Source organism: Carboxylicivirga agarovorans, from assembly GCF_050589845.1.
Lineage (GTDB): Bacteria > Bacteroidota > Bacteroidia > Bacteroidales > Marinilabiliaceae > Carboxylicivirga > Carboxylicivirga agarovorans.
The window spans coordinates 114,996-136,939 of the sequence record NZ_JBNGPA010000016.1 but is presented as its reverse complement, the minus strand read 5'-3'; the positions used below and the strand labels follow the sequence as shown (position 1 = coordinate 136,939).

Here is a 21,944-nt window from a genome sequence, read left to right as displayed (position 1 = left end):
TGATAAGATAAGTGCAGCAGTGCTGCTACAAAAAGGCATTTGATGAGTATTGGAAATATAATTGACGGAGTTATAATTGGAATTTCAGCTTCTATACCTTTAGGACCTATTGGTGTGCTGGTTATTCAGCGAACGCTTAATAAAGGTCATTTATCAGGGTTTGTCTCTGGTTTGGGCGCGGCATTATCAGATACCATATATGCCATCATCGCCGGATTCAGTTTATCATTTATTGTAGGTTTTATTGAGTCGCAACTTCTTTGGATTCAGATATTTGGAGCCTTGATACTGATCGCTCTCGGATTAAAAATATTTACCACTAACCCCGCTATTCAGCTCAGGCGGCAAAAGAAGAAAAGTACCAGTTTGATTCAGGACTTTTTCTCAACATTTGCACTGACCATCGCTAATCCTCTAGCCGTATTTTTATTTATGGCATTCTTTGCCGGCTTTCGGGTGGTTGGATCAGAAAATACGGGTATTGATAATTTATTACTGATAGGAGGGGTGTTTGCAGGAGCCGCATCATGGTGGTTGATACTAAGTTCACTGGTTAACCTCTTCCGTTCAAAAATTAACCTGCGTCGCTTATTCTGGATCAATAAAATAGCAGGCAGCACCATTATTGTTCTTGTAGTTTTAGCCTTTACTATCTGGATAAGTAAAGAGTATCTGTTTTAACAGCCAGGTTCACTTTTGGAAATAAAACACAATGCTTCTTCTGGTGCCATTCGATGAATTGGCACGCTTTTATCCTTAGCCGGGCCAACAGCTTCTCTGCACCTGATATGATAACCAGTTGTCAATAACACTATTTCCTTTAAGCTCCTGAAGTTCATGATCCTGGTATTTGGGGTTTGTTTTCAATTTCCAACAAACATACAGCGATCAAAGGCGTTTTGCAATGACAGTGCATGCATTGTAATTTGGGAAAAATCACAACTGTCACATATTCTGCTGTTTAAGTGCCTTTATGGACTGCTTATGTTTAATGACTTAACTCAAAGTACGTTAGAGAAATCGCTCTTTTTCCCACAAAACGCCTAAAAACTGCATGAAAACACCATTTTTTTGCCTGTTTGACCCTTAATCGAGCCTTTTTCGGGCTATAATCGGGTCTTGTTCGGTATTTCTTCGGTAATTCTTCGCTTACGCGCGTAGCCGAAGAATTACCGAAGAAATACCGAACAGCTACCGAACAAGATACGAAGCGGTCCCGAAGACGAGTAACAGCAAATGGCAATAATTACCGAAGAGCTTTCGTGAACTTGATGCAGGATTCTAGAGAACTAATCAAATAAGTGCCGGACATCTATCGGCTTTATTTTAGCCCAATAAAATTTCTACTATGATAAAAGTTAAAGTTTAGCTTCAAATGTGGAGCATGGTCCCTCAATACCAGGGTATAAAAAAAGCACAGCTCCCAATGAACTGTGCCTGTCTTATATTGTCTGATCAACTATTCCAGTACTCCCGCATCAGGGGAATTTAGGGAATTGATGAAAATCCGGATCTCGTTTCTCAAGGAAAGCATTACGTCCTTCCTGTGCTTCTTCCATCAGGTAGAACATTAAAGTAGCATCACCGGCCATTTCCATGATACCTGTCTGACCATCCAATTCGGCATTTAGTCCGCGTTTGATCATACGAAGTGCCATTGGGCTGCGCTGAAGCATTGTCTTACACCATTCGATGGTTGTTTCTTCCAGCTCTTCCAAAGGAACAACAGTGTTGACCAAGCCCATATCTTCAGCTTCTTTGGCTGAATACTGCTTGCATAAGAACCATATTTCACGAGCTTTCTTCTGACCGACGTGGCGAGCTAAATACGATGAGCCAAATCCACCATCGAAACTACCTACTTTAGGACCACTCTGACCAAAAATAGCATTGTCTGATGCAATTGTTAAATCACAAACTACATGTAAAACATGACCGCCACCAATGGCATAACCATTTACCATGGCAACAACAGGCTTAGGCATAGAGCGGATGCGCTTGTGTAAATCCAATACATTCAGTCGGGGCACGCCTCCCTCATCAATATAACCACCGTGGCCTTTAACATTCTGATCACCACCTGAACAAAATGCCTTATCGCCTTCACCGGTTAATACGATGACACCAACATCTTGTCTTTCGCGACAAATGTCAAAGGCATCAATTAGCTCGGTAACGGTTTTAGGTCGAAACGCATTGTAAACACGAGGTCGGTTAATTGTGATCTTGGCAATTCGTTCAAAGTATTCAAACTTAATATCTTCGTACTCTTTTACAGAAGTCCAGTTACGTTGACTCATAATTCTTCTTTTAAGCGTTTAAAATAAGATTTAAGTACACCGGCATTTTCTTTAGCGGGTGTTTTTACTTCCAATATTATTGGTCTTTCACTATGTGCAAACAATTGTGACAAACTTTCGTTCATTGATTTCTCATCATTGGCATATAAGTAGCCGAGTTGATACATTTCGGCCAATGGCTGAACGTTTAGTTGATGCGATGCCTCAAAATAAGTCTCCAGTTCTTCAGAGTCTGAAGGACCGGGAATAAAGCGGAAAATGCCACCTCCACCATTGTTAATGACGATGATGCGCAAATTGGAAGGAAGGTAATTATTCCATAATCCATTACTGTCGTACATAAACGACAGGTCTCCCACAACAAGCAAGGTGGGCTGCTGACTGGCGTAGCTCGCACCAACGGCTGTACTTACACTGCCGTCTATTCCGCTTGTGCCCCTGTTACAATACGCATTTTGATTGTAAAACTCCTTAAACAACTGGGCATAGCGAATGGCTGAACTGTTTCCCCATTGAACCTGCCAGTTTTGCGGTAATTGTGTTGATATGTGCGAAAATGCTTTTAAATCATTCCAGCCATCCTTATTCAGGTACTCTTCATGGTGTTTTTCCGAGCGTTCGGCACGATTCATCCAGGTGGTTTTAAAACGGCTTTTAACCGTATTAATACCCGGCATTAGTTGCTTGAAGAACTCCAGAGGTTGAGCTTCAATTGATGTTGTTAACTGCTGGTAAGTATCCATATGACGATTGGCCAGGCTAATATGCCAGTGAGATTTAGCCCGGTAATTACGCAGGAACGTTTTAATCATTTTGGATACTATGGCCCCATCAAATGTTATCAGTAGTGAAGGTTTGAAAAAGTGAACTTCCTCTTCGGTAATGGTCGAAACCACTTTGTCAATTCCTGTGATAATATTCTCGCCTTTTACATTCGATGTTGTTTCACTGAGCACAACAACCTGTTCCATCTCAGAGAGGCTCTTAAGCACTTCCTGTAGTTGGGTGTTGGGTTGCTGCATGCCGGCGACTATGAGTATTTTGTCAGTATTATTCCACTCTTCGCACAGTTGCTCTATGGCATCCTTACTTATTGAACTGCAGGATGTAATCTGTTTTATTTGTCGTTGCTTTTCTTCAGGGTGCACCGTCTTGCCATATAAAGGTTCGGCCAGGGGTACATTAATATGAACCGGTCCGGGCTGTTTATGGCGGCAATGATAAAATGCTTCACTCACCAGTCGGTTAACGTACCAGGAGCTGGCATTTTTTGAAGTCGGCAACTGACAGCTGTATTTGACAATATTATCCAGCGTGCCGTTTTGTCTGATTGTTTGTCCATCGGCCTGGTCAATCCATTCCATAGGTCGGTCGGCACTGATAACAACCAATGGAATGTTTTGATAATAGGCTTCAGAGATAGCTGGTGCATAGTTAAGAAGGGCAGAACCACTGGTACAAACCAATGCAACAGGTCGGCCTGTTTGCTGTGCCAGACCCAGTGCAAAAAAACCTGCACTGCGCTCATCTACAATACTAAAACATTCAAACTCCTCGTGTGCGTTAAAAGTTAATGTAAGTGGAGCATTTCTTGAACCAGGTGAGATCACCACCTGACGCAGGTCTTCAGAAATGCATATATCGATTAAGCTTTTTACAACTTTTTTATCAGAAACTGCTTTATTCATAAGTTTGCAAAGGTTAAATATTTTTTAGAACAGACAATAGGGTTTGTGCTTTTAGCTGTGTTTCCTGCCATTCACTTTCTGCATGACTTCCTTTTGTCAGACCACCGCCAAGATACAGGACTGTTTTTGACGGATACACCTGCAGGCACCTGATGTTGACGTAAAACTCAAAATTACCACCTGTTACCGGACCAAGAAATCCTGAGTAAAACCTGCGGTTGTGTTTTTCGGTATCTAATATCAGCTGATAGGCTTTTTCTTTTGGCATACCACAAATGGCGGGAGTTGGGTGTAATTCGTATAATAGACCAATCTGATTGCCGTTCGTCTGCTTCAATTCAAAATTAAAGGTGGTGCACAAATGCTTGACTTGTCCGGCATTGATCGATGCCGGTTCAGAGTATTCGATATTAACTGCCTGATGCTGAATAAGTGTTTCTTCAATGTAGTTGGTCACCAGTTGCTGTTCATCAATCTCCTTGGCAGTCCATCTTGCACCAGGTTTATTGGGAATAGTACCTGCTAAAGATACTGTGGACAGTTTATCTTTTTGCTTACGCAATAATAATTCAGGGCCTGCACCTATCCATGTGCCTGAAGCGGGTGAACTGACGACGTAGACAAAAGCGTGTTGGTATTTTTTGGCCAGTAATTCAAACAGATCAATAATTTGTTCTTTATGAATGGCCGGTCCGCTTTGAATACGTGACAAAATTACCTTATTCAATTCTCCTTCCACAATGGCCCGGTGCATCTTTTCAAAATTTTGCTGGTAGGAGTCAAAATTATCTTCATTGGAAGTAGCCTCATCACCATTGACTATGAAAAGATCTGAAAGCAGCTCTTTGTCAGGCTTGTCAAGTTCATTGTAGCTTGTTGAATAACTGCTGTCAATGAATAAACCATGCGATTTTAAATTGTCAAAAGGTTCAAATACAAAACCATCGTCCATGCAATGATGAACATTAATCCCGTTATATATTTTCTCGCTATTACCTAATAGTATGTGCTTATCGGTTTTATGCGGTAAACGATATAACACAACTGAATCAAAATCCCTTTGATTAATAGCTTGTTTGAGTTCTTTTTTCAAATCCCAGACTTAATTGTAGCTCCCAAAGATAGTAAATAGGCTCCAATTAAAATAAATGGTCACATTTTTGTATTTAAGTAAAAACACTATTCAGACTAAGATATTAATAATGAGTATGTCATTATGGCAGTCAACCAACACGGTTCTTAAACTGTTTCATTAGGTGAAGAGTGTCTTTCAAACATATATTTAACTGTTTTATACACATTTGGTTGAAAAGAATATAATGTGTACGGATATTTGATACAAAATTGGGGAGATGATAGATAAGGAACAAATAAAGGTAAATTGCAGTTTATGTAATATTCCCTTCAAAACGAAACTCAGCTTTCAATTACTGATTAAGGAAATTGAAAAAATGAGTAAAAAGCAGTCGCATGTAATGAGTCACATGGCTGTTGAACTACTTAGAAAGCTTGATGAAGCTCCGGAGTTAAAGACCGAGGATGTATCCCAGGCTACCCTTGATAAGTATCCTGACCTTGTAAAACAATTGATGAGTTTTACCTTTAACCCAATGCAGGATGAACTTGAGCTAAGTGCTGCATGGAAACCATTTGATCCGAGTACTGAGGTTTTTGCAAGCTCTGCTTTTAAAAGGGTATTGGGAGAGGGTGATGTGATGATGGAGCTGGCCAAGGAAGAAGAAATGGAGTTGGATGACAACGCCATGTTGATCACCATCCTGTATCAGGCCTATTTCATAATTCTGGAGCGTTATTTTAAGGTGGATATTCCAGTTGATCTGCCATTTACCTTAAAAATGACCAATACAAAAACCGGTGTTGTTAAGTTCTTTAATAAGCGCTTTAATTCACGTTTCCTTGAGATAAAAACAACGGGAAAAGTGAAGGACCTGGATGCTGAAGACTTGAAAATGTTACTTGATAATGATCACGACCTGGACCTTTGGAACAAGCTGATTCCACTGGATAAGTTTGAGTTCAGAGGCTTTATTCAATTCCAGTATCATGATGTAACGCGTGATCATGCTATTTCAGAATTGAAATCTGATTTATTAAAAAAAGAAACCATCTTGTCAAAAGAAGGTTATTTAAAGATAAGGGATAAGATCAGGACATTGATCGAAAATCCTCATGCTGAATTTGGTATGGCTGCCAACTATGGCTTTGAAACCCAAATGAATCAGCAATTCATTTGGAATACCATTATACCACGCGAAGAACTGGATTGCCACAGTTACCAGGGAACCATGTATGAAAAGGCGTTTAAAGGAAAACAGATCGTGCTGACCTCAGATATTGCTGAGCTGGAAGAGAATGAGGTTGTTGAAAAATTCTTAAAACACGGTATCAGAAGTCATGCTGTTGTGCCATTACTGTTGGAAGGAGAGATAATGGGAATGCTGGAGTTTGGATGTAAAATGCCAGGCAGCATCACCATGATCCAACTGAAGTTGCTGCATGACCTTTTCCCGATATTTGCTTTGGCCATGAAGCGTTCCAAAGAAGACTGGGATGATATGGTGCGTTCAGTTATTCAGGAAGAATATACGGCCATTCATCCAACCGTGGAATGGCGCTTCAGAGAAGCTGCTGCTCAGCTGATTAATGATGATGATTCCAGTGATTCAATAAAAAACGAAGACATCGTTTTTCCGGATGTGGTGCCTATTTACGGGGCTTCTGATATCCGTGGGTCATCCATCGAACGTAACATTGCAATTCGTAAAGACTTAAAAGCTCAACTACTGGCTGCCAGAAATATACTTGAAAAGGATAAAGAGGTGGCTGATGTTCCGCTGATGAATGATTTGCGTTACACAATCGGCAAGCATCTTAAAACGGTAGGTTCGGGACTTAAAGCCGGCGATGAAGTGGTGATCATTGATTTTCTGAAGAAAGAAATTAAGCCTGTTTTAGACCTCTTTAAAAGTCGTTATCCTGACATGAATGCTGTCATAACGGAATATGAGAAGATGCTTGATCCTGAACTGGGTGTTATTTATGAGAAGCGCAAGGATTTTGAAGATAGTTTAACACTGATAAATGATGAGGTAAGTGATATAATTGACAAGGAGCAGGTAGGTGCCCAGGAAGTATTTCCACATTATTTTGAGAAATACAGAACCGACGGTATCGAATACAATGGTTATATTGGTCAGTCGCTGGTCAAGGATATGAAATACAGCCATATTTACCTTAAGAATATCCGCTTATGGCAATTGCTTGTCATGGTTAAGGTGGCACGCCGTGTCCGTGACCTTCAGCCAACACTGCCTACCAAACTTGATATAACGCAATTGATCCTGGTTCACTCCAATCCTTTAAGCATTGCCTTCAGGCAGGATGAGAAGAAATTCGATGTGGCGGGTGCCTATAATATTCGCTATGAAATTACCAAAAAACGAATAGATAAAGCACTGGTCAAAGGAACCAACGAGCGCGTTACACAGGTCGGGAAGATCGCGATTGTATATTCCCATGCTGATGAAATAGCTGAATACAGGCATTACCTTGATTTTATGCAGGCCCAGGGATATATAACCGCTAAGGTCGAAGATCTTGAACTGGAAGACCTGAAAGGTGCGTCGGGATTAAAAGCATTAAGGATCGAAGTGGACTTTACTGCTGCTGATACAAATCAAACAGAAGAAGCGGCGTTTGAAGAAATAATTACTAAATAGCAGACCTTAACGATTAATCTCATGCACCAATGAAATATGTAGACAGAGATCTAAGTTGGTTATCATTCAATGGCCGCATATTACAGGAAATAGGTTCAAAAGATGTTCCGCTGATGGAGCGCCTTAAGTTTGTGGCTATTTACTCATCAAACCTCGAAGAGTTTTATAAAGTGCGTGTGGCCAGCCATCGTTTTGCTCAAAAGTATAAAGGTGATAAGCGGAACAAATATGGCTATCGCCCATCATATATTTTACAGCAGATCAATTCTATTGTCAGTGAACAGCAGTCCTGCCTGGGAAGGCTGTTTTTTGATGAAATAGTTGCCGGTTTGGCACACGAAGGAATCTTGTTCCTATGTGGTGATATTAATAAAAATGACCAGGAGCTGATCGGGAAATACTATGATGCGCATTTTAAGGATGAATTTAAACTGATTGAAATAACCAATGAGACTACGCTTGACCTGAATAATCAGTCGATTTATCAACTGGTTGTAGATGGGGGTAAGCAATATCTGCTTGAAATGGATTATGAGCGCTGGGGACGATTTATCACATTGGAGCAAACTGAGCAACACATTAAGATCGTGCAGGCCGATGATATCTTCAGATACAATATACACAAGATCCTTGGGCATGATACAGAGGTGTATGCTTTCAAAATTTCACGCGATGCAGAATTGTATATCGATGAAGAGCAGGATGAAAATATAGTAAAGAAGATTAAGAAAAGTCTTAAGAAGCGTGATACTGGCCTGCCTTGCCGACTGTTGTTCAATGAAAACATACCCTTTAAACACATTAATACCTTGCGTAAAAAGCTCGACCTGGATATGTCGAGCCTCATAGCAGGAGGAACGTATCATAACTATTATGACTTTTTCGGATTTCCTGTTTTTGAAGATAAACCACATTTATACTATAAAACGGATGCTAAACTGCCTTGTAAGCGATTAGATAATAGTACTGACTGGTATCAGACAGTGGCCGATAAAGACGTTTTTTTAAGTTATCCGTACCAGTCCTTTGACTATGTGACAGACTTTTTAAAACTGGCCGCTGAAGATGAGGCTGTCGAGGAAATAAGTACTACTTTATATCGCGTCAGTAAAGGCTCAGAGGTTGGCCTGGCACTGGAGAGAGCTGCCCAAAGTGGCAAGAATGTGTTTGTGTTGTCAGAAGTACTGGCACGTTTTGATGAGGAATCGAATATTTACTGGGGTGAACGCCTGGAGCAGGCTGGAGCGGTAGTGAAATACGGAATTGATAAGCTAAAGGTTCATGCCAAGGTATTTCTGATAAAACGGCGTGAAAACGGCGTGTTGAAATCATATGCTTACCTGGGAACAGGTAACCTTAATGAGAAGACAGCCCGAATATATGCCGACCACGGGATATTAACCTGTGACGATCGCTATACCAATGACCTGGATGAGGTATTTAAATTTTTAAAAGACGAGCAGTATGAGCCGCATTTTAAGCATTTGCTTGTCGCTCCTTTTGTGTTACGGAAAAAGCTGACGAAAGCCATTCACCGTTCCATTACTAAGGCAAAGGCAGGAAAGGAGCAGCTCTTGCATATCAAACTCAATAGCCTGGAAGATCCGGAGATGATCGATTTGATTCGCGAAGCTGCTGACGCTGGCGTGAAGTTCCAGATGGTGGTACGCGGTATTTCGTGTTTCTGTCCGCTTTCAAAAGCACAGAGAGAGAATGTTAAGATTGTGAGTGTAATTGACAAATACCTGGAGCATACACGAATCTATCATTTGTCGGAAAAAGAAACATACCTGGCTTCGGCCGACTGGATGACAAGAAATTTATCAAGTCGCATTGAGATCGCTTTCCCGATATGGGATGCCGATGTGCAAAACATGCTGCTTCAACAAATCAGTTATCAGTCAAATGACAGATTAAAAGGTCGGGTAATAACACCTGAAGGGGACAATGCTTTTGTTGAGGGAAGCAATAAATTAACCTCACAGGAGTATATGTTTGAATTAGTTACTAACTTGTAATACCAATTTTTATCATCAACCTGGCTTGAGGTATGGTGAAACCTCTTTGTTATTAATGTGGGAAAAGCCATACATGTGGTCCATGTTGTTAACTAAACAGGTACGAAGAGCAAATGATGTGAGCTCTATATGTGTGTAACATTGGTATAATAAGCATAAAGAAAAAGAATATGACAGATCAGCCATGGACATTATTGGTAACGGAATGTATGCCAATTGCTGAAGAACAAATCAAGAAATACCAGGAGAACGAACATAGCTTTCATAATTGGGAACATACGCTTAATGTGCTTAACTCGGTAACTGAGATTGGAAGTGCTACGCCTGAGATAAATGATAAGGAACTTGAGAGCATACAATTGGCAGCCTTGTTTCACGATGTGAAAGCATGCGAGGAAATCAAAGGCCATGAGAAACGATCAGCTGCCTTCGCACGCGAGGTACTTGTAGCCAGGAAATACGCCGAGGAATCCATTCAGTTGGTGGAGCGTGTTATTTTAAGTACCAAACTGGGACATGAGCCGGTTGATATCTATGAGCGGATCATTAAAGACGCCGATCTGTCCCATTTGAAGAATAATGATTACATACGTGTTCAGTTTCTTAACCTGTTTAATGAGGTTAGCAGCAGAACAGATAAAACGCCCGCCCAATGGATAGGCGACTGCATCGTATTCTTTGACGAGCACCAGTTTTATACCGATTATGCCCGCGGGAATTACCAAAAGGGTAAAGATAAAAACCGCGATCGACTGCTTGAATTGTCACAAAAGGATATTACTACCACCGAGGAACTGGCAAAACTGACAGAGAAAAAGAAAAAGAAGAAAAAGGGTGCGGCTGAAAAGCCTGATAAGGGCATTGAAACCATGTTCAGGGTGACCCTGAGAAATCATTTGTCACTGAGTCAGATTGCCGACAGTAAGGCTAATACGCTGATAAGTGTAAATGGTATTATTATCTCCATCGTCTTATCAGCCTTGTTCCCAAAATTGGATAACAATCCATATTTACTGGTTCCTGCTCTTGTGCTGGTCAGTTTTAGTGTGGCTACAATTATCATTTCTATCATATCGACTATTCCGCGTACAACCCATGGATTAATGACACGTGATGAGGTTAGTAATAAGCGGGGTAACCTGATATTCTTTGGTAACTTTCACAACATGGAACAGAATGATTTTGAGTGGGGTGTTAGTGAACTGATGCAGGATAAAGATTATTTATATAAGAGTTTAACACGCGATTTATACCACCTGGGACGCGTCCTTAACAAAAAGTATACTTACCTGCGAATGGGTTATATCACCTTTGTGATCGGCTTATGTGTCTCAGTGGTGGCTTTTGTCATCAGTCTGACATTGATACATCACGTCTGAGATCGGGCAGGGACTTGTACGGCAAGGTGAGCTGTTACCTGTATCTTACATGGGGGGCAATGATGAAGCCTTTAAGGAATAATGATCACTATTTATACATAGAAAAAGAGCTGCTCAAACATGAACAGCTCTTTTGTATGTTGTGTGATTGCCACGCTGTGGATAATATGCTTGTTTCGCACCCAACATCTTGCTGCATATACAATGCCTGATCATTGCCGGGCCTATTTTTTACAGACATTCTCTTGGGTAGAGACATCCTCAGGTGAGATTTCCACCACTTTTCCTCCTTTAGATACAATAATCGGCGTTTTTTTATACTTCTTATACCTGATCAGCTTTTTATAGGCTTTCTCCAGGCCTTCAATTATTTTTTCACTATTATCCATCTTATTTTGATTTATAGTAATTCGCCAGTTCATTCCACCTGGCAGAATTTCTTATGGTAATTTCATTGCTGTTTTTTTGAGCAATTAGTTCATATGGTTCTCCCGAGTTATCAATAAACATCCATTCATCAACTATAGCTTCAAATATGGCAAAGAAATTCTTAAGCCCATTATTATGCTGGTGTTGCTTCGTGGTGAGCATTATCTATGCACGAGGCATACTAGCGGGTCAAAAAAAGAGTTGCTCAATTATGAACAACTCTTTTGAGTATTATACTGTCTGTATTTAGTCAGAGCTTACCGGTTTTCAGTCTATATCCATTTGACATAGCTGAAATCCTGTCGATGGGGTAGCGCCGGATTGCAGGCGAAAACACGAACGCCAAAGTCAAAGATACCCGGATCAAGCAACTCCAGATCCAGTTCGTAGAATGCCAGTGTATCAACTTTACGTACCTGACTGAACTTTTGTGTTGTAATAGGTCCGCTACTTTGCCCTTCTGATGAATTACGGATTACCAGCTCAACACAAATGTTTTCATCCTTGAGATCTTTTAGATCCAGGGCCACCTCCATGTGGTATGACTGCCCCGACAGGTATTTGTGTTTTGGGGTGCTTGGCGCATCTACCGAAATGACTTCGATCTTATCCCATGATGCCAGCAGCCTTTGTTTCCAGGCGGCCAGCTCTTTGGCTGATTCGTAGTCATTAAGACGAACCTTTCTTACGCGTTTATACATTGGTTCATAGAAGCGCTCTTTGTAATCATCCATCATACGTTTTGTTGTATAATCAGGTGCAATATCAGCAATACAGTTTTTAATGTATTTCACCCAGTCAACCGGTATGTTGTTTTCATTACGTTTATAAAATAAAGGTACGATCTCGTTTTCAAACATCGAGTAGATGGTTTGTGCATCCAGTTCATCCTGAAAACCCTGATTTTCATAGGTGCGCTTTTCAGTCAGAGCCCATCCTGCACCTTTGCGATAGCCTTCCAGCCACCATCCGTCAAGTACACTGAAGTTCATGACACCGTTCATCACCGCTTTTTCGCCCGAAGTACCAGATGCTTCCAGCGGACGGGTAGGAGTGTTCATCCATATGTCAACCCCTTTGACCAGTTTCTGACCTAATTCCATGTCATAATTCTCCAGGAAGAGGATCTTACCAACGAACTCAGGGCGGCGCGAAACATCAACGATCAGCTTGATCAAATCCTGTCCTGCCTTGTCGGCCGGGTGAGCCTTACCGGCAAAGATAAACTGAACCGGCATCTCAGGATTATTTAAGATCTTCGATAAGCGGTCAATGTCACTAAACAAAAGGTGTGCACGCTTATAGGTTGCAAAACGTCGTGCAAAACCAATGGTTAAGCTATTTTCGTCAATGGAATCAATGATTTCAACAAGGCTCTTAGGATCTTCATAGCGCCTGATCCAATTGCGGTGGAATCGATCTTTAGCATAGTCGATCAGTTGCTTGCGCAAACCGTTTTTGGTTGCCCAGATTTTCTCATCTTCAATTTCGTGTATCTTTTCCCAGTACTTTTTATTGGACTGGTCATTGATAAAGCCTTTTTTAAATTCACTTTCATATAATGTACGCCACTCTTTGGCTGTCCAGGTGGGGTAGTGAACACCATTGGTTACATAGCCTATGTGAAGCTCCTCCGGGAAATAGCCCTCATAGAGGTTGTTAAACATTTCCTGCGATATTTTACCATGCAGCCAGCTAACGCCATTCATCGCCACTGAAGTATGTGCAGCCAGGTTGCTCATTGAGAATTTCTCATTGGCATCTAATGGGTTGGCGCGTCCAAGCGCAAGGAATTTCTCCCAGCTGATACCCAGTTCTTCCGGAATATAATACAGGTAATGGCGTATCATATCGGGTGCGAAGGTATCATGTCCTGCCGGTACCGGCGTATGTGTTGTAAACAACGATGAGGCCCGTACGATTTCTAATGCTTCTTCATATGAATAACCATCATTGATAAACTGACGCAGGCGTTCAACATTGATCAGTGCGGCGTGTCCTTCGTTACAATGGTACAGGTCGGGTTCAATATTCAGCTCATCGAGTGCCCGGATACCGCCGATACCAAGTAATATCTCCTGCTTGATACGGTTATCCCAGTCGCCACCATATAGCTGATGGGTTATGACACGATCTTGCTCATTGTTCATTTCAGTTTCGGTATCGAGCAGATAAAGCTTAATACGTCCCACATTCACTTCCCAGATCATGGCTTTGACTGTTCGCCCTTCCAGGTGGAAATTAATGGTTTTGGGCACCCCTGCTTCGTCGCGTAACAAGGTTACCGGAAGGAATGAGAACTTTTGCGCGTTTAACTCAACCAGCTGTTCGCCTTTGAGAGATAAGCGTTGGGTGAAGTAACCAAACTTGTATAAAAAGCCAACGGCCACCATGTTAACATTGGAGTCACTGGCTTCCTTCAGGTAATCGCCGGCTAATATACCCAAGCCTCCTGAATAAATCTTTAGATTATCACTTAGCCCGTATTCCATACTGAAATAGGCAATTTTAGGCTGATTGGCTGCCGGTTTAACGGCCATATAATCCTTGAAGTCCTGGTAAACCGATTGATAACGCTTCAGAAAGTCTTTGTCTTTTTCAAGTTCAGCCAGGCGTGTACTGCTAATTGATTTAAGCAGTATGATCGGGTTCTTTTTAACCTTGACCCACAAAGCCGGATCAATGTATTCAAAAAGGTCAATAGCCTGGTAGTTCCAGCACCACCACAGGTTTTTTGATAATTCCTCAAGTCCTGACAGGTCGGCCGGAAGGTTTGATTCAACTATTAACTTGCGCCATTGAAGCTGGTTGGTTCTGGCTACTTCTAGTTGTTTGGTTTCGTGCTTGTCTTTTCCTTTACTCATGTTGTTTCTTATTGCTAATTCATAGGCTTTGTGGTAATAGCCGATAAAATTCTTCCAAAGTGCTCTTTGGGCAATTTGTCTTGCGTTCTCACGATAATTCTGTACCACCTCTTCGGGCTGCTGGGCAAAGCGCTGAATATAATGCGCCATATTATGGACAAGTTCATCCGTATTGGAATCGTTTCGATCAATGACTTCAACACCGCCTTTACCATTTTCTGCTATCTGCATAACCCATTTACCAAATCCTGCCAGTGATGTGGTGATGGTAGGTACTCCAAAGGCCACACTTTCCATTGGCGTATAACCCCAGGGCTCATAATATGATGGAAAAACGGATAAGTCAAGCGCTATCAGCAGATCGTAATAGGCTTTATTAAAAATGCCATCATGCCCGGTCAGGTAGGTTGGTACAAAAATGACTTTTACCTTTTCGTCAGCTGCATTGCTAAAACCCACTTCCTTAATTTTGTTTAAGATCGGGTCGTGATCAACGTTGCCCAGGTAGTGAGTAATAAATGGCGTTACCAACCCTTCGTCTTTTTTATTATTACTCAGGCTATTGACCAAATCCTTTCGTGGTCCTCGCTGATCTCCCGGAATAAAGAAAAAAGCAACAATTTCACGATCGAGTGTACGGTCATGGTTTAATTTACCTAAGGTATCAAGCAATACATCAATACCTTTGTTTTTAAACTCGTAACGCCCACCGGTTCCAACAAAGAGGGTATCTGAAGCAAGTGAATAACCCAGCATTGTTTCGGCAACTTCTTTTAGTTGTTGACGCGATGCTTCTCTTGTGTTTTTCAGAGTGCCGGGCTCGGGGACAAAATCATCTTCAAATCCGTTGGGTAATACCACATCAACGGGGCGATCATAAAACTGCTTACATTCGCGTGCTGTAATTTCACTAACAGTGGTCAGGCAGTCGGCTGCAAGGGCTGCTTTCTTTTCCAGTGAACACTTGGCTGATACATTGTACTGGCTGGTTTTTTCTTTAGTGTCGAACTTATATAAATTATCATACAAGGCTTCACCATTACTGGCCAGTACCCGTCCAAGCATGGTGGCATGGGTGGTAAAAATGGTGGCAATTTCAGGCATGTGATGCTCTATGTATAAGCATCCGGCACCTGTCATCCACTCGTGAAACTGTGCCACCGCCTTTTCGCGCACAGATACATATTCTTTTACAAAGCTTTCGATTATCTGACCGGCAGCATAACCAAAAATAGCCGGTTCATGGTAGTCATCGGCACCATAGAGCGACTCCAGTCTGTACACTTCCCACATTTTAGCATAGAAAGCATCCTTGTTTTTGAGCAATGGTTTAAAGTCGATCAGGATGACCTGGGGTTCACCGGGAATTTTCCAACGACCAATCCTGATGGGAATCCCTAGCTTTTCAGCCTTTTGCTTAAAATCAGGATAAAGCGAGTCATCTTCTTTAAATTCTTTCTCGCGGTGCTCTTTATAATTAAAATCAGGACCAATGTATATAATGTTATCCTTAAGTGTTTTCTTAAGTGATTGTGCTTTTGTAGAAATAACCGTATGAATTCCTCCTACTTTATTACATACTTCCCAGCTGACTTCAAAAATAAAATCGGGATCTGGTTTTACCTTTTTCATATGATTATAGTTTATTAAATCATATGCAAATTACTTGTGTCGGTAGTGCTTTGTCATACCATCGCTAAAGTTTTTGCATATGTTTGATTTTTATTTGATTCCATGGCAATGTTAATGAGAGGAGCTAGTCCTGCAGAATCTGCTTTTTGAGCTTACTTATTTCTTTCTCATATTGCTTTATCAGCTTGTCCTTTTGCTGCAACTCATCATTGGTTTCTTCTTGTGCTCTTGCATCCATTAACTCCTTAATGCGTATTTTAAAATCACTCAATACATTCATATAATTTATAAACGCATCATAGGGCGAGTTATAAGGGTTAAAGTATGAATGCACATCACCGTCAGAAAAGAATTTAGTACACATGTAATAGAAGTGATCACTGCTCTGGAGGTAGTTCCAATCCTTATTAATGCGTTGGTCATTTAGTGTCAAAACATCATCACGCAGTTCATTTAACTTTGAAAATGCCTCGTCCTGCAAGGAGTTACCAAGCCATGCTGATAGGTCACGTTCTTCATCGGCCCACGAAATTACATTAGGTACATGTGCAACAGCAATGGGCTGGTATTTTTTAACCGCTTCAGAAGGTGTGATAAACTCGTAATGGCCTGACTTAAGAACGGCGGCCGGGAGGTTTTCAAGGAATTCAAAAATTCCCGACTCTTTCTTCTGGTGTTCACCAAAGGTTTCGTAGTCCATAAAAACATTGACAATCTCTTCCTTTTCATCCATCTGGTTCATCCAGTCAACCAATTTCTCTGTTGTTAAAGGCCATTCATTCCAGCCCTCTTCAGAGAAACGAAAAGCTATGTCGTCGCTCAGTGTATAGTTGCGCATCAGTAGTTTTAATTTAGGGTTGATGGCATTGCAATACAAATAATTAGGACTTTTCCACCCAAGGATGTGTTTCGCACCTTCAGTAAGCATGCCTTTGTAACCCATGCCGGCTACTGTTTTGCCTATTTCATCGGAGTATACCAGTTCGGTATTGCGGAATATTTTTGGTTTTTGACCAAATAATGAGTGGATACGCTGACTGTGTGCCTTAACCTGTGATTTAAACTCATCATTGTTATTAAGTGCTACAAGCGAGTGTGAATAGGTTTCAGCCAAAAATTCCACGCATCCGGTATCGGCAAGTTGTTTAAAGCTTTCAATAACTTCGGGTGCATACTGTTCAAACTGATCAAGTACAACGCCCGTAACTGAAAAACTCACTTTAAAACTTTTATTATTTGATTTTATAAGATTCAATAAGATTTCATTGGCCGGCAGGTAGCATTCTTTCACAATTTTGTGCATGATTGATTCATTGGTGAAATCATCATAGTAATAGTGGTCGTGACCAATGTCAAAAAAACGATATCTTCTTAAACGTAATGGCTGATGTACCTGGAAATATAAACAAATTGACTTCATCTAGTTTAGTTTTAGTGTTTAAAGGAATGAGTTAATGGCATTATTGTACACCTCGTGTACATGCAGTGCTGCGTTGGTCCACTTCAGGTTATCTACTTCTTCTTTGCCTTTTTCTTTAAAAATTCCTGAAAGAGAATCGTATTTAATTATTCCGTAAATAGCATCGGCTAATGCATCAATGTCCCAGTAATCGACTTTTACAGCATGGGTTAATATTTCAGAAACACCCGATTGCTTGGATATGATAACCGGAACATTGGATTGCATGGCTTCGAGGGGGGATATACCAAATGGTTCTGATACAGATGGCATGACATATACGTCGCTCATCTCAAACATTTTAAATACATCATCGCCTTTAAGGAAACCGGTAAAGTGGAATCGGTCGCTTATGCCCAGTTGAGCGGCACGAGCCACCATTTTCTCAAGCATATCACCGCTTCCAGCCATTACAAACCTGACATTGCCGGTTCGTTTTAACACTTCGTTAGCTGCTTCAACAAAGTATTCGGGACCTTTTTGCATGGTTATTCTGCCCAGAAAGGTCACCACCTTTTCCTTAACACCTTTTTTAATGGACTTTTTCTGTTCAAAAGTTACCGGTTCAACGGCATTATAAACAGTTTCTACCTTATCAGGATCCTGACCGTACTTTTCAATGACGATGTTGCGGGTAAGGTTGCTTACCGCAATGATTTTATCAGCAGCATCCATGCCCATTTTTTCAATTTCAAATACCTTGGGGTTTACGCTGCCGCCACTGCGGTCAAAATCAGTTGCGTGTACATGCACAACCAATGGCTTGCCTGATACTTCCTTGGCTGCAATGCCGGCCGGGTAGCATAACCAGTCATGAGCATGAATAACATCGTGCTCATTATCCATGCTGATTGTAGAAGCTACATAGGCATACTTGTATATTTCTTCAATAAGGTTAGAACCATATTTACCACTAAATTCAAGCTTACCTTCTGTGTTGACCTTGAATAGTTTGTTTTTACCAAATAATTTGGAATCACGGAAGGTGTAGTATTCATCAGGATCGTTATATGGTATCAATTCTGATTCAACTTCAAGGTAGGTATGTTTTGATTTAAACTTTTTAATGTGTTCCTGTACCTGCTTAATATGTGTATTATTGGCACCTACCAGTTGCATTTTGCTCTGATCTTCATCGCCATAGGCTTTGGGTACCACAAATACAATATCCAAATCATCTATTTTAGATAAACCTTTTGTTAAACCGTAGCAGGCAGTTCCTAAACCACCTGATATATGAGGAGGAAATTCCCATCCGAACATTAATACTTTCATAAAAACTACTTATCAGATAGATTATTAATCATTTTACCAACCCTTATGATTTCAGCAACACTCAGAGCATATGAGGTTGCTTCATTAGGTTTATGAGGCGGGTTGCCATCGTATATTTGAGAAATGGAACCGATGCCATGTTCAGTAACACATTCTTCAAATCCTTCCAATAGTCGTTTAATGTGTGCTACACCCGATGTCTTATGCAAATCGAGGTAAGCATCAGCATAATGTCCAAATAACCAAGGGAAAACAGAACCATTGTGTAACGCCCTGTTGCGTTCGTATTCGTTACCATTGATAACGCCCAGATAGTCCTGGTTATTAGGAGACAGGGTTCTCAGTCCTCTTGGTGTCAATAGGTCTGTTTCCACTTTGTCAAGTATAGATTTTTTCTGTTCCGTATTTAAACAGGAGTTAGGCAGTGACGCAGCAAATAGCATATTGGGGCGTATACTCCAACTGCAGTAGTTATCACTGACATAGTCTGCCAGGTAACTTTTTTCATCATCCCAGAAAACCTGGTTAAAACTTTCTTTAATCAGGTCTGGATAAGACTGCCATTCCTTAATGAATGATTTGTCATTGCCTTTTCCAGCAAGGTCCAGGGCAAAAACAACAGCATTATACCATAAGGCGTTTACTTCGACTACATAACCCATGCGCTGCTGAAGAAATGTACCATTGTTACGCACTTTCATCCAGGTGACTCCTTTTTGGCTGGTCCACAATAAACCATTGTCATGAAGTTCAATGGCCAGGTGCGATCGACTCTTGTAATAGTTTAGTATTTCTTTGATGACCTTTTTGTATTTTGACCAAATATCTGCCTTATCAGCTCCAAAAGTTACATATTGCTGTAAGGTCCAGAAAAGCCATAAAGGCACATCAACAGAGGTACGGTCTTTATTAAGTGCCTTTTCTGGTAAAAAGCGATTGGTGATCGTTTTTAACGAGGTGTTTAAAATCTCATTGAAGGTCTTCTCATCATCCCGTGAAAGGCAAAGTCCCGGTATTGATAAATAGGTGTTTCGTTCGCTGTGGCTTAGAAACGGGAAGCCGTTGATCACACTTACTGTTTTTCCTTTGCGCGATATTGTTTGCTGTGCAGAGTTATCCAGACAACTTTCAAAGCTATCACGATTGATGCGTTTTTTCAATTCTGAATTAAACTGTCTGACAAGGGAGCCGGGAGTAGCTTCCCTGGTTCCGGCAGAAAAAATGATTGGGGAACCCTTTTTGATTTCCATCTCAAAATAACCGGGTACAAACAGGTCTTCATGGCACTCATAGCCACGTTTTTTCTCCTCCTTGTATTCAATGTCAAAATACCAGTCAGGTGCATGAACAAACTCAGCCGCTCTCGATGTTTGCATAAACAATTGAGGAAAACCTTCGTAAAGTTTCAGGCTAATACCGTTTTTGGCTACCGCCGCACGTGTGTTGGCATCAAGATTAGCCTTGGTTAAAGCATGAATGTTACGGAATGCAACAAATGGCTGGAATCGGATAGTAGTAGGCGAATGGGCTTCGAGTAAAGTGTATTTTACCAGAATGCGCTGTTCCTTTTCAACCAGCAAAATTTCTTTTTTCAATAATACGCCACCCACACGATACGTAATTGCCGGATTGGGATCGACTTCATACTCCCTTATGTACTTATGTCCCTTAGGGCTATAAGTTCCGGGATATTTATGGATGCCAAGGTTAAACGGCGCACCATGTTGAATAATTGTCTCATCCAATGAAGATAACAGAACGTGATTGTCTCCGTTAAATTCATCGATCGGACAAATTAAGAGCCCATGGTACTTACGGGTGTTGCAATTAATAATAGTTGAACTGGCAAAAGAGCCTGCTCTATTGGTACGGATGAATTCCTTTTTCAAGGAGTATTCAGTGTTTACCAATTGAGCCTTGTCGAACTTTAAGTAACTCATACGCAAATGGTAATAGTCTGATTAAAATTAAATTCCTGTTGTTGCGTTGTTTTACTCCCTGTGAATTCCCGTATCAAATTTAGGTAAATTTTTAGCTCAAGTAGCTATATTTGTGACAAAAATCATTTTTTTAATGATTTATAACATAGATTAAGGGATGTAAGTATATTTAGCTGTGGAGTAAGAAAAAGAAATTATAACGTTATTGTGAGTTGTAAAATGTAAGTTAAGAGCCCTTTGGATAGTATTCAATTAACAAAAATATAATGTATAGACTAAAGTTTTTAGCCCTAATGGTATTGATGGGAGCAGGGTGTATGGTCACTGCTCAAAAACAAGTAGCAATTACTATAGATGATGTTCCAAATATCAGGAAATATAAGTCGGATGCTAATATGACCTTTCTCAATTATCTTTCTGAAAACAGAATACCATCTGCTATTTTTATTAACGAAAGCAGATTGCGCAATGACCCTGATAACAGTTTAGTTTATTTAAAACCATGGATCGAGGATAAGTATGTTACTGCAGGCTCACATACCTTTTCCCATCCGCATTATTCAAAGGTGGATCTGGATACTTTTAAAAAGGATATTATTAAAGGTTTGGAGGTGAGTAAAAAAATAGCGGCTCAGACAGGCAAATCCGTCAAATATTTCAGATTTCCTTACAATGATTTGGGAAACGACTCCCTGGAGCACGATGCTATTCATAATGTACTGGATTCCTTGAAGCTAATTTCTACACCCTTTACGGTCGAAAGCTCAGACTGGATGTTCAATGCCATATATGAATATTACCTTAACAATGACAGTCTAAGCCAAGCCAGAGAGATAGGGCAGGCCTATGTGGATGCTACAATGCGCAGTTTTGCCTGGATGGATTCGTTAACTGTAGCTCAATATGGCAGGCAGCTAAAGCATATTTACCTTTGTCACGATAACTCAATCAATGCAGATTTCTTACCAGATATTGTTGAGCGGTTAAAAGCTAAAGACTACACCTTCATTAGCCTCGATGATGCAATGACCGATGAGGTGTACCGTCAGCAGAGTCACTTTTATAAAAGTTGGGGTATATCATGGGTGTACCGGTGGATGTCTGATGAAGCAGCGCGTAAAAAATTAATGCGTCAGGAGCCGGGTGTTATGGAGTATTATAAATTATATGAGCGCCTAAGGTCTTCTCAGTCTTATTGATCAGTATGCCTGATTTTTTGT

At 40.8% G+C, this 21,944-nt stretch carries 14 protein-coding genes; 5 read left to right on the top strand and 9 right to left on the bottom strand.

Translation table 11 applies throughout. The annotated features are described in order from the left end of the window. The first annotated feature begins 42 nt into the window (after nt 1-42). Nucleotides 43-681: a LysE family translocator gene (locus tag ACRD69_RS15790; protein WP_430816080.1), complete on the top strand. Its 639-nt coding sequence runs from the start codon at nt 43-45 to the stop codon at nt 679-681. Nucleotides 682-1,478: 797 nt separating this feature from the next. Here the strand turns inward: ACRD69_RS15790 and menB are convergent. The 3 genes from menB to ACRD69_RS15775 are packed head-to-tail and all read right to left on the bottom strand — an operon-like array spanning nt 1,479 to nt 5,081. Further along, the gene (menB, locus tag ACRD69_RS15785) at nt 1,479-2,300 is read right to left on the bottom strand and encodes a 1,4-dihydroxy-2-naphthoyl-CoA synthase (RefSeq protein WP_430816079.1); all 822 of its coding nucleotides are present in this window, start codon (nt 2,298-2,300) and stop codon (nt 1,479-1,481) included. Further along, nucleotides 2,297-3,988: a 2-succinyl-5-enolpyruvyl-6-hydroxy-3-cyclohexene-1-carboxylic-acid synthase gene (gene menD, locus ACRD69_RS15780; RefSeq protein WP_430816078.1), complete on the bottom strand. Its 1,692-nt coding sequence runs from the start codon at nt 3,986-3,988 to the stop codon at nt 2,297-2,299. Before menD ends, menB begins: the two co-directional genes overlap by 4 nt. Before the next feature lie 13 nt (nt 3,989-4,001). Beyond that, on the bottom strand, nt 4,002-5,081 hold the full coding sequence (locus ACRD69_RS15775; RefSeq protein WP_430816077.1) for an isochorismate synthase: 1,080 nt from the start codon (nt 5,079-5,081) through the stop codon (nt 4,002-4,004). A 358-nt stretch (nt 5,082-5,439) separates the two neighbouring features. Here ACRD69_RS15775 and ACRD69_RS15770 point away from each other — a divergent pair, with 358 nt between their 5' ends. From ACRD69_RS15770 to ACRD69_RS15760, 3 genes are all read left to right on the top strand, one after another. Then, nucleotides 5,440-7,728, top strand: coding sequence for a GAF domain-containing protein (locus ACRD69_RS15770; protein ID WP_430816076.1), 2,289 nt, complete (start codon nt 5,440-5,442; stop codon nt 7,726-7,728). 29 nt (nt 7,729-7,757) lie between these two features. Then, entirely contained in the window at nt 7,758-9,746 is a 1,989-nt protein-coding gene (gene ppk1 / locus ACRD69_RS15765) for a polyphosphate kinase 1 (RefSeq protein ID WP_430816075.1), read from the top strand. A 170-nt stretch (nt 9,747-9,916) separates the two neighbouring features. Then, entirely contained in the window at nt 9,917-11,125 is a 1,209-nt protein-coding gene (locus ACRD69_RS15760) for a Pycsar system effector family protein (RefSeq protein WP_430816074.1), read from the top strand. A gap of 224 nt (nt 11,126-11,349) precedes the next feature. Here ACRD69_RS15760 and ACRD69_RS15755 read toward each other — a convergent pair whose 3' ends face one another. From ACRD69_RS15755 to ACRD69_RS15730, 6 genes are all read right to left on the bottom strand, one after another. Further along, nucleotides 11,350-11,514, bottom strand: coding sequence for a hypothetical protein (locus ACRD69_RS15755; RefSeq protein WP_430816073.1), 165 nt, complete (start codon nt 11,512-11,514; stop codon nt 11,350-11,352). 1 nt (nt 11,515) lies between these two features. Next, nucleotides 11,516-11,716, bottom strand: a complete 201-nt coding sequence (locus ACRD69_RS15750; RefSeq protein WP_430816072.1) for a hypothetical protein — start codon at nt 11,714-11,716, stop codon at nt 11,516-11,518. A gap of 110 nt (nt 11,717-11,826) precedes the next feature. Next, complete coding sequence (gene glgP, locus ACRD69_RS15745; RefSeq protein WP_430816071.1) at nt 11,827-16,050, bottom strand: alpha-glucan family phosphorylase; 4,224 nt, start codon at nt 16,048-16,050, stop codon at nt 11,827-11,829. A 124-nt stretch (nt 16,051-16,174) separates the two neighbouring features. Further along, entirely contained in the window at nt 16,175-17,470 is a 1,296-nt protein-coding gene (locus ACRD69_RS15740; RefSeq protein ID WP_430816070.1) for a glycoside hydrolase family 57 protein, read from the bottom strand. 18 nt (nt 17,471-17,488) lie between these two features. Then, complete coding sequence (locus ACRD69_RS15735) at nt 17,489-18,784, bottom strand: glycosyltransferase family 4 protein (RefSeq protein WP_430816069.1); 1,296 nt, start codon at nt 18,782-18,784, stop codon at nt 17,489-17,491. Between the two features lie 5 nt (nt 18,785-18,789). Further along, nucleotides 18,790-20,724, bottom strand: coding sequence for a glycogen debranching enzyme N-terminal domain-containing protein (locus ACRD69_RS15730; RefSeq protein WP_430816068.1), 1,935 nt, complete (start codon nt 20,722-20,724; stop codon nt 18,790-18,792). Between the two features lie 266 nt (nt 20,725-20,990). On the opposite strand from ACRD69_RS15730, the gene ACRD69_RS15725 reads away from it, so the two are divergent. After that, on the top strand, nt 20,991-21,923 hold the full coding sequence (locus ACRD69_RS15725) for a polysaccharide deacetylase family protein (protein WP_430816067.1): 933 nt from the start codon (nt 20,991-20,993) through the stop codon (nt 21,921-21,923). Nucleotides 21,924-21,944 lie beyond the last annotated feature (21 nt).